This is a genomic window from Niastella sp. sgz303648 (assembly GCF_059587045.1).
This window is the reverse complement of sequence record NZ_JCAPSW010000015.1, coordinates 1-13575: the sequence shown is the minus strand read 5'-3', so window position 1 is coordinate 13575 and position 13575 is coordinate 1. Positions and strand designations below refer to the sequence as shown.

16 protein-coding genes are annotated in these 13575 nt (G+C 40.4%); 10 read left to right on the top strand and 6 right to left on the bottom strand.

Translation table 11 applies throughout. The features are described from left to right. Window positions 1-6 precede the first annotated feature (6 nt). Window positions 7-186, bottom strand: a complete 180-nt coding sequence (locus AC59IL_RS30635) for a DUF3606 domain-containing protein (protein ID WP_496556059.1) — start codon at window positions 184-186, stop codon at window positions 7-9. Window positions 187-746: 560 nt separating this feature from the next. Continuing rightward, window positions 747-1403, bottom strand: coding sequence for a dihydrofolate reductase family protein (locus AC59IL_RS30630; protein ID WP_496556058.1), 657 nt, complete (start codon window positions 1401-1403; stop codon window positions 747-749). A gap of 264 nt (window positions 1404-1667) precedes the next feature. Here AC59IL_RS30630 and AC59IL_RS30625 point away from each other — a divergent pair, with 264 nt between their 5' ends. Then, window positions 1668-4133, top strand: a complete 2466-nt coding sequence (locus AC59IL_RS30625) for a TonB-dependent receptor domain-containing protein (RefSeq protein ID WP_496556057.1) — start codon at window positions 1668-1670, stop codon at window positions 4131-4133. Between the two features lie 150 nt (window positions 4134-4283). Here AC59IL_RS30625 and AC59IL_RS30620 read toward each other — a convergent pair whose 3' ends face one another. After that, window positions 4284-5276 (bottom strand): quinone oxidoreductase family protein, encoded by a 993-nt coding sequence (locus AC59IL_RS30620; protein WP_496556056.1) that lies wholly within the window; start codon window positions 5274-5276, stop codon window positions 4284-4286. A gap of 125 nt (window positions 5277-5401) precedes the next feature. Here AC59IL_RS30620 and AC59IL_RS30615 point away from each other — a divergent pair, with 125 nt between their 5' ends. From AC59IL_RS30615 to AC59IL_RS30600, 4 genes are all read left to right on the top strand, one after another. Further along, a complete protein-coding gene (locus AC59IL_RS30615) occupies window positions 5402-5773 on the top strand; it encodes a winged helix-turn-helix transcriptional regulator (RefSeq protein WP_496556055.1) in 372 nt (123 codons plus the stop codon). 519 nt (window positions 5774-6292) lie between these two features. Beyond that, window positions 6293-6484, top strand: coding sequence for a hypothetical protein (locus AC59IL_RS30610; protein ID WP_496556054.1), 192 nt, complete (start codon window positions 6293-6295; stop codon window positions 6482-6484). Between the two features lie 824 nt (window positions 6485-7308). Beyond that, window positions 7309-8106, top strand: a complete 798-nt coding sequence (locus AC59IL_RS30605) for an arginase family protein (protein WP_496556053.1) — start codon at window positions 7309-7311, stop codon at window positions 8104-8106. A 138-nt stretch (window positions 8107-8244) separates the two neighbouring features. Continuing rightward, window positions 8245-8631, top strand: a complete 387-nt coding sequence (locus AC59IL_RS30600; RefSeq protein ID WP_496556052.1) for a VOC family protein — start codon at window positions 8245-8247, stop codon at window positions 8629-8631. 176 nt (window positions 8632-8807) lie between these two features. Here AC59IL_RS30600 and AC59IL_RS30595 read toward each other — a convergent pair whose 3' ends face one another. Further along, on the bottom strand, window positions 8808-9137 hold the full coding sequence (locus tag AC59IL_RS30595) for a winged helix-turn-helix transcriptional regulator (protein WP_496556051.1): 330 nt from the start codon (window positions 9135-9137) through the stop codon (window positions 8808-8810). Between AC59IL_RS30595 and AC59IL_RS30590 the strand changes: the two genes are divergently transcribed. The 5 genes from AC59IL_RS30590 to AC59IL_RS30570 all read left to right on the top strand — a co-directional run bounded on the left by AC59IL_RS30590 (window position 9115) and on the right by AC59IL_RS30570 (window position 11597). Beyond that, window positions 9115-9327: an aldo/keto reductase gene (locus tag AC59IL_RS30590; protein WP_496556050.1), complete on the top strand. Its 213-nt coding sequence runs from the start codon at window positions 9115-9117 to the stop codon at window positions 9325-9327. The two genes, AC59IL_RS30595 and AC59IL_RS30590, sit on opposite strands and share 23 nt — an antisense overlap. A 212-nt stretch (window positions 9328-9539) precedes the next feature. Next, window positions 9540-9917, top strand: coding sequence for an ArsR/SmtB family transcription factor (locus AC59IL_RS30585; protein WP_496556049.1), 378 nt, complete (start codon window positions 9540-9542; stop codon window positions 9915-9917). 4 nt (window positions 9918-9921) lie between these two features. Then, complete coding sequence (locus AC59IL_RS30580) at window positions 9922-10395, top strand: SRPBCC domain-containing protein (RefSeq protein WP_496556048.1); 474 nt, start codon at window positions 9922-9924, stop codon at window positions 10393-10395. A gap of 4 nt (window positions 10396-10399) precedes the next feature. Next, window positions 10400-10942 carry a hypothetical protein gene (locus AC59IL_RS30575; protein ID WP_496556047.1) on the top strand — a complete coding sequence of 181 codons (543 nt, stop codon included), beginning with the start codon at window positions 10400-10402 and terminating at the stop codon, window positions 10940-10942. 34 nt (window positions 10943-10976) lie between these two features. Then, complete coding sequence (locus AC59IL_RS30570; RefSeq protein WP_496556046.1) at window positions 10977-11597, top strand: dihydrofolate reductase family protein; 621 nt, start codon at window positions 10977-10979, stop codon at window positions 11595-11597. A gap of 668 nt (window positions 11598-12265) precedes the next feature. On the opposite strand, the gene AC59IL_RS30565 is transcribed toward AC59IL_RS30570, so the two are convergent. Next, window positions 12266-12823 (bottom strand): hypothetical protein, encoded by a 558-nt coding sequence (locus tag AC59IL_RS30565; protein ID WP_496556045.1) that lies wholly within the window; start codon window positions 12821-12823, stop codon window positions 12266-12268. Continuing rightward, complete coding sequence (locus AC59IL_RS30560; protein ID WP_496556044.1) at window positions 12816-13205, bottom strand: hypothetical protein; 390 nt, start codon at window positions 13203-13205, stop codon at window positions 12816-12818. The genes AC59IL_RS30565 and AC59IL_RS30560 overlap by 8 nt, the downstream gene beginning before the upstream one ends. Window positions 13206-13575 lie beyond the last annotated feature (370 nt).

The following is a 13575-nucleotide window of genomic DNA, read 5'->3' as shown; positions in this document are numbered from 1 at the left end:
AAATAACTATTTTTTATTGAGGTACTTTTTTACATCTTTTACCATTGGGCCTGCCTGTTCAACTGCATTTCTCAACTCTTCCGGAGTTAAGTTGAGTTCTTTGGTCCAGTATTGCACCTCATAGTCTTCCTGAATATTTATTCGGGCGGCATCACGCGGCCCTTTTGTTGTTTTATCGTCTGGCATATGTTATCGTTTTTGATAACCACTAAAAAAATCATTCCATGCCATGAAAATGCAAAAAGCCCGGGCGTCCCCGGGCTTGTAAGACTAATAACGTATCAATAAAGATACTTTTAATCTTTTGTAATAGAGCTTAAATAGCAAGCGTCTCATAACCATTGTAGGTTAACCACGTTTTCCAATAGGGAGGTCGTGGAGTCTCACCCCTGACACAATTTATATGTGCAGTTTTTTTAAAAACCCAATAGTCGTCACCATTGGGTTTAACGATTCGTTATTTTTTATACTTGGTTAAAGCCTGATTTAGTAGCGTCAGATCTTTTGATACGAACCGTTGAGACCTATTTCAGGTTATGAGTCTGACATATTAAACGGGAGTAGCAGCCTTGTATTATTAACTGCCTGGATTCTTGATTATTTTCAATTTATTGTATGTCTTTTATAATCAATATCGCCCAGGACTGAAGTACGTACGCGATAAATCGCCGTTACCAGCAAATAAAGCTTATAAATTGTGTTTTATATACGCCATTAGGGCTCCGCCCTCCGCTGATCCCCGGCGTTTACTCCCGACTCCATTTCTCCCGGCGGGCCAACTCAGCTTCACTCACTTTATCCGGTACAAACGAACCCAACTTCACATCACCGCCCGGCACATAACTCGCCATAATCACACCCGTTGTTGACACTACCGACTCCGTCAATTTCCATTCCTGAGCGGGTGTCCCTTCTTCAAACAATTTTTTCCCTTTACCGAGTGTAATCGGATATATCCAGGTATGCAATACATCCACGAGATGATTCGAGAATAAGGTTTGCAGCAAACGGCTGCTGCCCCAGATAAAAAGGTCAGGGCCGTCTTGTTTCTTTAATTTTTTCAACTCATTCACTACATCTTTGTTGATCAGGATGGAATTTTTCCACGACAGATCAATAGGCGTTGTAGCCACTACATATTTATTGATACGGTTGAACGTTTCAGCGATCGCGTCATTTTGATAAGGCCAGTGCGCTGCAAATATTTCATATGTACGACGGCCGAGCAACAGGTCATGCGGGGTTGACATTATTTTTTGCAAAGTTTTATCCATCAGCTCATCCCCATAAGGAAAAGACCAGCCTCCCCATTTGAATCCATTTGAACGATCTTCTTCCTGTCCGCCCGGAGCCTGTAATACGCCATCCATTGTCAAAAAGGTGGCAACAATAATTTTTCGCATAATATTTTTATTTGGTTGATGACACAAAGCTATAAAGACCGGTTAACTCAAACAGGGTGTGATTGTGACTATTGTAAAGGTGCATTGCGACACCTGCATGCATTCAACAAACCTCCCTTTTTACTCAATAAAGGCCTTTTGGGGCGATTGTTTAGTCTTTCGACCATCGGGTTGAATAAATTTTTTGACCGGGACAATCCTGCATTCTTTTGTGAAAAAATATGAAAAGGCTTCAGCAGAAGCCAACCAATAGGGAGGCTTTAAATGACAACACTTTTCAAAAAATGGCTATTGATCACCGTTGTATCGATGGGCGCCGTTCATACCCCGTTCGCACAGAATAAAGGCAGACTGGCGGGTAGGATCAATGACGAGCAAAACCGGCCCCTTGCATCGACGACCGTGACTTTGGTTGACCTATATGGCATCGTTGCTTCAAAAATCACCTCAACGGATTCATCCGGCAGGTTTTCCATAGAAAAGATTCCCTACGGCCTGTTTACGTGTAGAATCACCCACTTCGGTTACCAGCCCATCACCAGAGATAGTATTGCTTTCACCCCCACAAGCGGCGCCATCAACCTCGGCGACTTTACCATGGCACCGTCGGGCAGGATACTGACCGAAGTCACGGTTTCCGCCAGGTCACCGGCCATTCGTAACAACCCTGATAAAAAAGTCTTCGCCGTTAACCAAAGTCTCGTCAGCCTTGGCGGATCGGCTGCCGATCTGCTGCAAAATATCCCTACCCTGCAGGTAGATGCGAGTGGCAATGTGAGCTTGCGGGGAGCGACCGACCTGATAGTGCTCGTAGACGGCAAGCGTTCCGTTATCGGTGGGGGAACGGTCGCCCAGGTGCTGCAATCCATTCCGGCCAGTTCAATCGACCGGGTTGAGATCATCACCAACCCTTCGGCTAAATATGACGCCGAAGGGCAAGCTATTATCAATATTGTGTTGAAGAAGAATAATGCTGCCGGATTTAATGGCTCCGTAGCGGTAACCGGGGGTACAAGGGATAACTATAACGCGGCTACGTCGATAAGCTACCAAAACAGCAGGATCAATTGGTACGGCAACTATAGCTACCAGCACCGGAATACTTACAGCACCGGATTCCAGAATATGACCTACCTGCTTTCTCCCGGCCCCGTTTATTACTCCGATGAAACCTTCCCATCCACCACCATTGCCGATCTCCATTCGGCTAAGGCCGGGTTGGATTATACTTTGTCTGCCAGAGATGAACTCAGTGTATCAGGCGCCTGCAATGCTTCTTCCACTGTACGCAACGAGTGGTTGACGGTCAACAACCTGACGGCCGGCAATTTGCCGGCGCAGCTCAGTACCCGTTACAATGGTACTACGGGTAATGGAAACAGTTACGAGCTGACGATCGATTACACCCATACATTCAGCCAACCGCAAAGGAAGCTGGCCTTCGATTTTGACTATTCGCATGGCTTCACCAATAATCTGCAGCTATACAACACCTATATCTACAACATCGATGGAAATGCCGCAGATTCCACTGCCCTGTTGAAGGATAGTAAGGTGGCACGCAGCAGGAACTACAATATTCAGCTGGATTATACCACGCCTGTAGGCAAAACCGGAAAGTTGGAGACAGGTTATCGCAGCCAGATCGGCGTCACTGACAACCAGCAATGGGATTACAATCTTGACCAAACGATAGGTGAGTATGATCCGGATTACAGCCTGATCAATTTTTTCAGGAGCACGAGTCAGGTTCACGCCGCCTATATTACCTTCCGGCAGCAAATAAAGACGTTCGCCTTTCAATTGGGCATAAGAGGCGAACTCGGCAGGTTCAACGCCCATCTTCAAAGTTTCGACCCGTACGGCCAGTTGGTCGTGCAACCGATAATGGTAAATACCCGGGGGCTATATCCCAGCCTGGTGCTAACAAAACGGCTGGATGCCGGCCGGCAGATCCAGCTGAGTTATTCCCGGCGGGTACTCAGGCCCACCCCGCGCCAGCTCAATCCTTTCCTCGATGTTTCGGACCCTGTGAATTATGACGCCGGAAATCCCCGGCTATTGCCGGAGAGCATTCATTCGGTAGAACTTACCTATACCCATACCTGGCCCACCGCCTCGCTGACCTCCGGCGCATACTTCACCCAGGTGAACAATGTTATTAAAAGGTTACAGAGTACACCGGTGAATGACGTGACCATGACCATCTTTCAAAATCTGAAACGGGCCATCAATATGGGGCTTGAGTTCAACGGCAATTTTCAGCCGGTGAAAGCATGGGGCTTCAACGTCAACATCAATGTGTTCGAACGGATCAATGCCGGGAATCCGGCATATGGCATCAGCGCCACCCGGGGAGTGAGCTGGAATGTAAACCTTACCAATAACCTTACGCTGACCCATAACCTGACCCTTCAGGTCAGGGCTGACTATAAAGCTGCCGAGGTGATCATCCAGGACAGATACCACCCCGCTTATGGTTTTGACGCGGGCGCCAAATATGATCTCTGGCATAAAAAGGCGAGCCTTTCGCTGAATGGCCGCGATATCTTCAATACCCGCAGACCGGGCTTTTTAAGGGAAAGCGACGCGCTGCTCCTTGATTGGCAACGTATCACTTATAGCGCCAGGGGCAGTCTGACGTTCACTTACCGCTTTGGCAAAAGCGCATTCCGCCAGGGCGGGGCAACACGCCAGGAGCAACAGTACATAGGTATCGAAAACAGATGATGAACGCAGCGTGTTGAGTCAAATATTCCGGGTCTTTTTAAAAATAGGTATGACGCCACGGATGATTGCAAAAAGTCTATTTAAACTTCCTGTCGGATGAATTTCAGATTGGGTTAAACCGCATAATTTTAGGCTCTATAAAATGGCTGCTCAGCGAAGAGCAGGTTTCAGAATGATACTGCCTGTTGTTTTCCGTGATTCCATATCTGCATGAGCTGCAACCACCTGTGTTAATGAATAAATGGATGACTGTTCTGGTTCAAATATGCCATTCCTTAACAAATTGAATATTTCGGGCATACCCTTTCCGCTTTTATCCTGATAAAGCGGGTAGTCATTGAGCGCTTCATGTGCAAATTTGATTTTTCTTTGCGTCAGCAGGTCTTCGTCTATATCAGGCATGCCGGAAGGCCATCCATATAATACGGCACTTCCGCCATCTTTAACTACTGTTAACGATTTCTCAAAAGTAGCCTTGCCGGTGCCGTCGTACACGACGTCAACACCTTTGCCCCCGGTGTACTGGTTAACGGCTCCAATTAACTCTTCAGACCCCAGATCAATAACCTGATGGAAGCCACGTTGTAAGGCTAAGTCCTTTTTAGCTGCACTTCCAACAGTTCCGATGACCGAAGCTCCCAACGCCCTTACCCATTGGCTCAGTAGAGTTCCCACCCCGCCTGTCATGGCATGAATCAAAACAACCTCGCCGGGTTTAACCTTATGGCTTTGCTTAATCAGCATGTGAGCGGTAAGACCTTTTATCATGACAGCAGCAGCCTGTTCAAAGGATATATCCTCCGGTAGTTTAAATATTTCATTGGTATTGATGATTCTCCTTTCGGCATAGGCCCCGGCCGATGCGTAATAGGCTACGCGGTCGCCTATCGTGAAATCTTTGACGCCTGTTCCAACCTCTTCAATGATACCTGAAGCTTCGAAACCGATGGGCGCAGGATATTGGCTCATCGGAAAAGTTCCATTTCTGAAAAATATATCCAAAAAGTTTACCCCTATGGCTTTTTGGTTAATCAGAACTTCATCAGGACCTGGCTGCTGAAGCGTTATGTTTTGATATTTCAATACGTGTGGTGGTCCCGGTTGTTCGATAAGAACGATACCGCTTTGTTTACTGTTGTTCATTGAATTAACCTTGTTTGTAGTTACTAATCTATATCAGGTGCAAAGCTAATCAGCGCTGTCCTGTAATAATGGTGACTTCCTCACAGGGAAGTAGTTCCCTGAAAGAAAGTATTTAAATTTGTAGAATGGTTGACAAACTAAAAAATGGAAAAATATCAGATGACTGTAAACGCCACTTTAAAGCGATAAATGACACGTTGTACATTTTGAATGGTAAATGGAGAGTGATGATCGTAGCTTGTTTGGCATCAGGTAAAAAACGTTATCTTGAACTTCAGCGCATAGTTGAAGGTATAGGACCCAAAATGCTTTCAAAAGAACTGAACAAGCTGGAATTAAACGGCCTGATCACCAGGTCTGCACAGGAAACGAAGCCGGTTACGGTTGAGTATGAACTTACTGAGTATGCCCGGTCACTTAAACCGCTCGCAGATGAAATGGCTGCCTGGGGTAAACAGCACCGGGAGAAAGTCATTAAAGAAATGACTGCAAAGTAGCCCTCTCTGAAATTACCCTGTTTGGTAGAATTTAACGGATCATGTTGAAATGTTGGGGGAATCAAAGCGGTTATTCTCCGTTATAACTATGAAGGTTTTCTTTATAAGTTCATACCCGGCTATTATAAATTAAATTTCTTTCTTCATAATCACTTTTCACCCGACCATAATTACATTTTCCCGGCGCTAAGTTAAAAACGATGCGTTATAGATTTTTTTTCGTGACGTTAGGTGAAAAATGGTGAGCTATAGTTGCTTTTTTTCGGCGATAAGTGAAAAACGATGCATTATTGAGTTTTATCATGGCGATAAGGTGAAAAACGTTGAGTGATAACTACTTTTTTCCTGATTATAAGTTAAAAAGGGTGCGTTGTAGGTACTTTTTCCCTGAATGTAGGTTATGAACAATTAATCCTGGATTTTTTCTCGTAGAAATAAGGTTAATAACTGTGATCATTAATTACTTTTTGTCACGATTTAGATTAAATACGATGAAATGTAATTTTTTTTCCCGTGATTTTGAAAATTACTGAGCATTTTAAGTTAATTCTCAATAAAAAAAAATCTACGGTCGCTGACAAAGTAACTATCACCGGAAGAAAAGAGTTATCAAGCCGGAACATGAAATCTAAAACGGCAAAAGAAGTAACTAACGCTGGAAAAAATGTTGCTATCGATGGGGGGAAAGTAATTATCGTGCAGGGACTTTAAAGCTATAGCCGGAAAAACTAACTATAGATGCAAAAAAGTATCTAAAATTGGAAAATGATGCTATTACAGGAGAAAAGTACTTAATTACCTGCGAACAAAGCATACAATCCGCATCCATAAAGTGCAGTAAACCCAGGTATGTCTAAAAAGCAAAAATTCTGCAAATCGTTGATTTTGCAGGATTTATTCTGCAAATCGTTGATTTTGCAGGATTTATTACTTTAAGTTTATCTCAACTAACCGAGGCTGGCGGGCTGTAGGTTACAACTTTCGAACCGATTTGTTTCGGACCTTAATAAAATTGTAGATTTTTATAATGAGTACTTGATAAGTATTCAAATGGTAACATAAAAAAGACATATGGGTTGGTGATGGGGATTGTGTTCGAACAAAAGGTTATAAGTCTGTTGGATGATCTAACGCTAACCTGGGGCGTATTTGCGATACACTATAATGACCGCGCTTTTTGCTATGTGGTTTTAAAATAATAGCCTGGAAAAATTGCTTTCTGTTAAAAGTAGCGTATAATAGCAGAAGTATAATGTTAGTAGCTAATTAATCACGACATGAAGAAAATACTAATAGCAATAATTTCTATGCTGACACTTTATTAGTGTCGACAATCAAATACTGAGGACGGTAAAATTATTGAACAGACTAAATACAAAGAAAGGTGTGAAACTAAGTGACTAAAAAATAATGAGTATTTGCTAAAGATTCAAACATCACCGTGAAAAAAAACATTTCAAATACTTTGTTGGCAATTTTAGTTGGCGTATTAAACGACATTCAACGAATAAATAAATCTCTAAATAATATAATTTGTGATTTTCATTAATCCACAGTGGCAAGGTTCAGGTTTCACAGATGATTTGAAATTGGGTGCAGAGACTTTCATTTCATATTTCAAGGATAGTGACACCAAAATTATCCCACTTTCAACGAAAGGTTTAACAACAATCGCCAACATTAAATGCTTTGAACCAATACTTGAGCAGACAAAGCTTTTCAAAGAAATAATTATTAACAGTAAACTTGATAAAATATCAACTATTGGTGGCGACTGTGGAATTGAGATCATGCCTATTTCCTATCTAAACAAGATTTACCAGGAAGATATTTGTATCATTTATATAGATGCACACGCAGATTTGAATACACCAGAAAGCTCCCCAAGCAAGGCATTTCACGGAATGCCACTACGAATACTTCTGGGAGAGGGAAACGAAGAATTTATTGGCTTACTGTTTTCAAGACTGACCCCGGAACAAATATGTTATGTTGGATTGAGGGACTTAGACGAGCCTGAAAGCAAATATATCATACAGCATAATATTACAACAATTACAGATTGTCAATTTGAATACGTTCAAAATCAAATTAAGAATTTCAAAAATGTTTACATTCATCTTGACTTAGACGTTTTAAATAAATCCGAATATGAGTTTTCAATGTTTCCGACAAACAATGGTTCTTCAGTGTCTGACGTTGCTGAACTTATAAGAAAAATAAAAGCAAATTATAATGTCGTTGGGTTTTGTATTACAGAATCAACAGCTACAACTTTAGAACAGTTGAACACAATAAAACCGATCATAGACCAAATTAAACTTCCAGGTTAATGACCAACTCATAACGATTACGAGTAATGCGTAATGAAACAATTTGCTTACAGAATACGCAAGAGTTTTCCGAGCTTTAGCAGCAACATCTGTTCTGCGTTAACTATATAGACACTCAACAAAAAACCATATAAAAAAATGACAACATACAAACCAGACAGTTACAATTCACTTTCGCCATACCTGATAGTTGACAATGCACAAAAATTGGTTGACTTATTGACGGTAATTTTTGACGCGAAAACTTTAAGACGGTTTGACCACGAAAACGGAAAAATTGCCCATATTGAACTGAAATTGGACGACACAGTTATTATGATAAGTGATGCCACCGAAAACTACGGAGCAAACAAAACGATGTTACACATGTATGTGCCTGACGTTTTTAAGACATTTGATAAAGCCATCGAAAACGGTTGTGAAATAATAGAAAAACCAATTAAAAAACAAGGCGACCCTGACACAAGAGGCTCATTCTATGATTTTGCAGGAAACTATTGGGCAGTAAGCACACAAACAAATTAACAATGAAAAACAAATAGTAAACTTTAACTATGCCGACTTTGAGGTAGTAAAGAATATTGCTTTAGTCTTTCCGGATACTGAAGGTGGTCCTTCGTGTGAAATATTTTCTTCTGTCGGGGTAAACAAAGGCTTTCCATCAAAGTTGGGCATGATGCTCAAAACGATTAACAGCTTGTTTATTTTTCGATGATCTTCTTCCTGTGGTTCTTGCCCCAATAAACCATCTGCTCCATAATAGGGAACAAAGTTTTACTGTAATCTGTTAGCGTATATCCTACCAACACAGGAGTGTTATCATAAACTTTTCTGGTAAGAAGCTTGTTCATTTCCAATAATCTCAGTTCGGAAGTTAATATCGTATTCGTTATCGGTGGAACATAACGTTGGATCTCCTTAAAACGCTTGCATCCTCTCTTTATCGCAATCAATATGGGCAATTTCCATTTCCCATTGATCACATACAAGGAGTCCTGCAGATAGTTAATGATGGCAGAAATTGCCTCCATGCACAATGCCACCATAGCGCAGGTGGCCTTAAACTGGTTATTGAACAGTCATCCTAAACTGATCTACATCCCTGGGGCAAAGAACTTAAAACAGGCGAGTGATAACCTGGCTTCCCAGCAATGGAAGATGAGCGATGATGAGTTCCAACAAATCAGTACGCTTGAAAGCAAGCTTTGGCAAACCTATTGATACGCTCAGGTATCTTCCTGTAGAATCTTCATCATGATTTCATGCATGGATCCTTGTAGTCGGCAATCAACAGTGCATAGAAAATGGCAATTAAGGATGTAGTATGATATGGTGGGATACGTGCATAATTTTAAAAGGGAACAGGTGCATGCGGTTAAAGCAGCAATTTCGCTTGCGGAATAAGGATAATTTTTCTTGCCTTGTAAAAAAAATTGCGCAAGTTAAAACTTGCGCATATATTTGCAAGAAATGACTTGCGCATTATGGCACCAACAAGAGACATCTTTCAGGCAATAGCGGATCCGACTCGTCGGCAAATTATAGGAATGCTGGCTCGGAAATCACTCAATGTCAATGCTATTGCCAAGGAGTTCGATATTACCAGACAAGCAGTTTCATTGCATGTACAATTCCTTAACGATTGTGGTCTTATTGTGATCAAACAACAAGGCAGGGAAAGATATTGCGAAGCCAAACTCGAAAGATTAAAGGAAGTAACAGACTGGGTAGATCAATATCGAAACTATTGGGACAATAAATTTGACTCATTGCAAAATTATCTGGCTAAAATTCAAAACAAGAAAAAATAGAGAGGTGGAGAAATACAACACATTCAAACAGGAAGGGAACATTCTTATACATACGAGAATTCTCGATGCTCCAAGGGATTTGGTTTGGGAAGTATGGACCACCCCGGAGCATATAAAAGAATGGTGGGGGCCAGATGGTTTTTCGCTGACTATAAAATCAATGAATGTAGAACCTGGCAAAACCTGGGATTCTATTATGCATGGTTGGGGACAGGATTTTGATAGCAAAGTTGAGTATTTGGAAGTAAAAAAACCTTCCCTTTTATCTTATAAACATTTTGGGGAAAGCGAAGATTATGACTTTACAGTTTCAGTTTCATTTGAAGAGGCTGAAGGGAAAACATTGCTGACAATGAAGTCAGTATTTAAGTCAAAAGAAATTATTGAAGACTTGAACAGACGGTTAAATGTCATTGAAGCTGGAAGGCAAAATTTAAATCGACTTGAAAACTATCTTAAAATATCGGTTAAAAAATAAAAACATGAAAAAAGTAATATTAGTAACGGGAATTGCTTTTGCATTGCTCTCCTTTACAGGAATTAAAGGGGGCGAAAAAGCTACTGAAATAACAGGAAACAGCGTTATTCCTAAAGAGAAAAGGGAACTTTTGAAAAAAATTGTCGGACGCTGGATAACACAAACAAATGTCTATGCACGGAATGGCAAGCCAGCTTCAAAAGTAATTGGCAGTGATATTTGGCAATGGTCGCCGGATGGAAATTTTACTCTTCATATGGCCTATGGTATTCATGATAAGACTGGTTTCGGTGCAATGGAAATTACTGGTTACAACCCAAAAACAGGTGACTTTGATAGTTACAATTTTAATCCGGATGGTAGTTTTGAGATGTTTACCCTTACCATTAATAGCAATACCTGGATATGGACCGGTAAAGAAGTGAAGACAACGGGTGTGATGGCTGAGGATGGTAAAACGCTAACAGTAAAACACGAAATTACAGAGAATGGTAAACCTTATGAAGAATTTATGGAGACTGTTTTAAGGAAAGGCTCTGATTATTAAATAATTCAAGACTAAATATTAAACTGCAAACAAAATGAGCAAAATTATCTTTGACAGCGGAATATCACTTGATGGCTTTTTCGCAGGCGATAACAGGAGTCCAAGCAACCCAATGGGCGGTGTTGCAGGAGAAATTCACAAATGGATGTTCAAACAAAAAGCATTTTGGAAAAACGTCAATATGGAAGGCGGTGAAGAGTATGGTGCAGACAGTAAGTTAATTGACGATGTCTTTGCAAGAACAGGCGCTTACATTATGGGAAAGCGAATGTTTGAAGAAGGCGAAGTTCATTGGAAAGAAGATCTTTACAAAGCGGATGTTTATGTCCTGACACACGAAAAACGCGAGCCCTGGGTGCAAAAAGGAACAACGACCTTCTATTTCATCAATGACGGAATTGAAAGTGCATTGGAAAAAGCAAGGAAATCAGCCAAAGGGAAGGATATAAGAATACAAGGTGGTGCAAATACTATTCAACAATTTCTCAATGCTGGGCTTATAGACGAATTTTTCATTCATATTGCTCCTGTTTTTTTAGGAAGTGGTATCCGGCTGTTTGATGGCATTGACAAAAATAAATATGATATTCAGATTGTAGAAGTAATACCTTCAGAACTAACAACACATATAAGATATAAACTGACGAAGAAATAAAAACAGGAGTCCAAAAAAATGCCCCCAAATGTGTCTAATATTTTGGGGGCATTTCAGTTATGGCGAGTTTTTTTTGAGGACTCGACTGACCCTTGGCTGCTTTAGAAATGAAGGGGATTCGATTTTGTCGCCCGCCTTAAAAAAATGGAAATTAACAGGAAGGGATTCGAACCGGATAAAGGCTGGCTTACAATGTTTTACATTTCCCTCCCAATATGGAAATATATTTTGAATAAAAAACCCGCTGATTTCCAGCGGGTTTGAGAAAAGGAAAATTTCAGCGGGCACAAGGTTACAACTTTCGAACGTTTTTATCAGTGATTTAAAAAGAATTATGGATTTTATGGAGTATTATCAAGTATATTAACAAAAGAAATGAATGATCAAGCCTCATTGACAGCAATACCTTTGGGCGTAGAAATTTTAATTTTTGCCATTGAATGTCTGTTAGCTGACACACAACATTGACGGCTTGCTGCTGTGCTGGTATGTATTTTATAATGTCCAGCCCGGAAGCCGATTGAAAAACTGAAGATGAAGATAACAACAAATGCTAAATAGAAATTCCTCAGCCCGATATTAGCTGATAATAGTACAAAAGCCGTTTATTATTCCGTCAGCCAGCATAGCGGTAAACCGAATGTTAGCGGTATAGCAATCGGTTTCTCTCAATTGATTTTGTCTTTAGTTACGACTTTCGACTTATTTTTTATTGCCGGTTTCCTTTCGTCTTTAACAACAATTTTAAAACCCAAGCAATCAGCTTCAGTTACATTATAATGATCGTTAGTCACATTGGCAATATCAAAATAGAAACGGAATTCGTCACCACGATTGAAGTTTTTAATTATGTAACTACACTCATTGGGTTTTTTGTTTTTGGGCTTGATGTCGTTTTTACCTGTTTTGCAAAAGCTGTCCTGCTTTATAATTTTTGCATCCGCGTCAAACTCAAATATTATCCTGAATGAAGCAATGTCCTTTCCTGTAGTGTTTTTAAGTCTAAACTCTTTTGTATAAATATTTTTATGTTGTTCTCCTGTTTCGGTCAGAACTGGGATTCTGGTAATAACATCGTCATCAACATAGCAGCAATGCATTTCCTTAATTCGGTTAGTATACCTGTTATAAGTGATTGTCAAACCAGCACCGCCAATGCCACCAAGCAAATAAGGATAGTTTTTCGCTATAAATTGAAGTATTTGTTCCATCATAGGTTTATTCATAATTTATGATGTACCTCCCGTTCTGGATGTGATATGTCCCAAATCGTGCTTTGATGCTGTTTTGTCTACATAGCAATTCTGCAAGCGCTTTGGAACCAAAAGGGACTAATAAATAAAATGTTCCGCCTAATTGAGAGAAGGTCCTCCATTGAGGAACTTCGGTATTGTTTACGCTGTCAGCGGTTTCGACTTCAATCGTGAATTTAACAGTGTTGTCGCCAGCAGGTGTAATTATGATATCAGGATATTGCCCATTAATGTTAGTGTTTTTCTGCTGATTTGGATTTGTATAAACTCTATGGTTTATCTTGTCTAAATTGTTGTAAGCCGCTTGTATCACACTGTCGTGCTCATTTTGGCTAATATAATTTCTGAGTGCCATTTTTACTGTTATTTCGTTAAAGACTCTTTGTGTTTGTGAGGATACGCTTACTGCTAACGTTGTGCGAATTACCCGAAATTACAGGTTATTTGTAAAATATTGAATTACAAGGAATACCTATTGCGTTTATTGTATCCGGATATTGCGCCAATACAACATGTTCGATATTTATTGCTTTCGTTGACATGCCGGATGAAGCAAAGGATTTTATAAAATGTGGAAATGGGCTTATAATATGCAAACCATTGGTGCATTTCGAACATACAAGCTATTGGAAATAAATGGCTTGCGCTAAGAAGTCATATTTAGCCGCCAAACCTTCAAGCTAAAAAGATTGTATGTTTTCTATGTAAAAAGCTTCTGTAGAATT

Bases quoted from the DNA above. Each gene is read 5' to 3' on its own strand.
- AC59IL_RS30635 (WP_496556059.1), bottom strand. From the start codon at position 186: ATGCCAGACGATAAAACAACAAAAGGGCCGCGTGATGCCGCCCGAATA.
- AC59IL_RS30630 (WP_496556058.1), bottom strand. From the start codon at position 1,403: ATGCGAAAAATTATTGTTGCCACCTTTTTGACAATGGATGGCGTATTA.
- AC59IL_RS30625 (WP_496556057.1), top strand. From the start codon at position 1,668: ATGACAACACTTTTCAAAAAATGGCTATTGATCACCGTTGTATCGATG.
- AC59IL_RS30620 (WP_496556056.1), bottom strand. From the start codon at position 5,276: ATGAACAACAGTAAACAAAGCGGTATCGTTCTTATCGAACAACCGGGA.
- AC59IL_RS30615 (WP_496556055.1), top strand. From the start codon at position 5,402: ATGGTTGACAAACTAAAAAATGGAAAAATATCAGATGACTGTAAACGC.
- AC59IL_RS30600 (WP_496556052.1), top strand. From the start codon at position 8,245: ATGACAACATACAAACCAGACAGTTACAATTCACTTTCGCCATACCTG.
- AC59IL_RS30590 (WP_496556050.1), top strand. From the start codon at position 9,115: ATGATGGCAGAAATTGCCTCCATGCACAATGCCACCATAGCGCAGGTG.
- AC59IL_RS30595 (WP_496556051.1), bottom strand. From the start codon at position 9,137: ATGGAGGCAATTTCTGCCATCATTAACTATCTGCAGGACTCCTTGTAT.
- AC59IL_RS30575 (WP_496556047.1), top strand. From the start codon at position 10,400: ATGAAAAAAGTAATATTAGTAACGGGAATTGCTTTTGCATTGCTCTCC.
- AC59IL_RS30570 (WP_496556046.1), top strand. From the start codon at position 10,977: ATGAGCAAAATTATCTTTGACAGCGGAATATCACTTGATGGCTTTTTC.
- AC59IL_RS30565 (WP_496556045.1), bottom strand. From the start codon at position 12,823: ATGAATAAACCTATGATGGAACAAATACTTCAATTTATAGCGAAAAAC.
- AC59IL_RS30560 (WP_496556044.1), bottom strand. From the start codon at position 13,205: ATGGCACTCAGAAATTATATTAGCCAAAATGAGCACGACAGTGTGATA.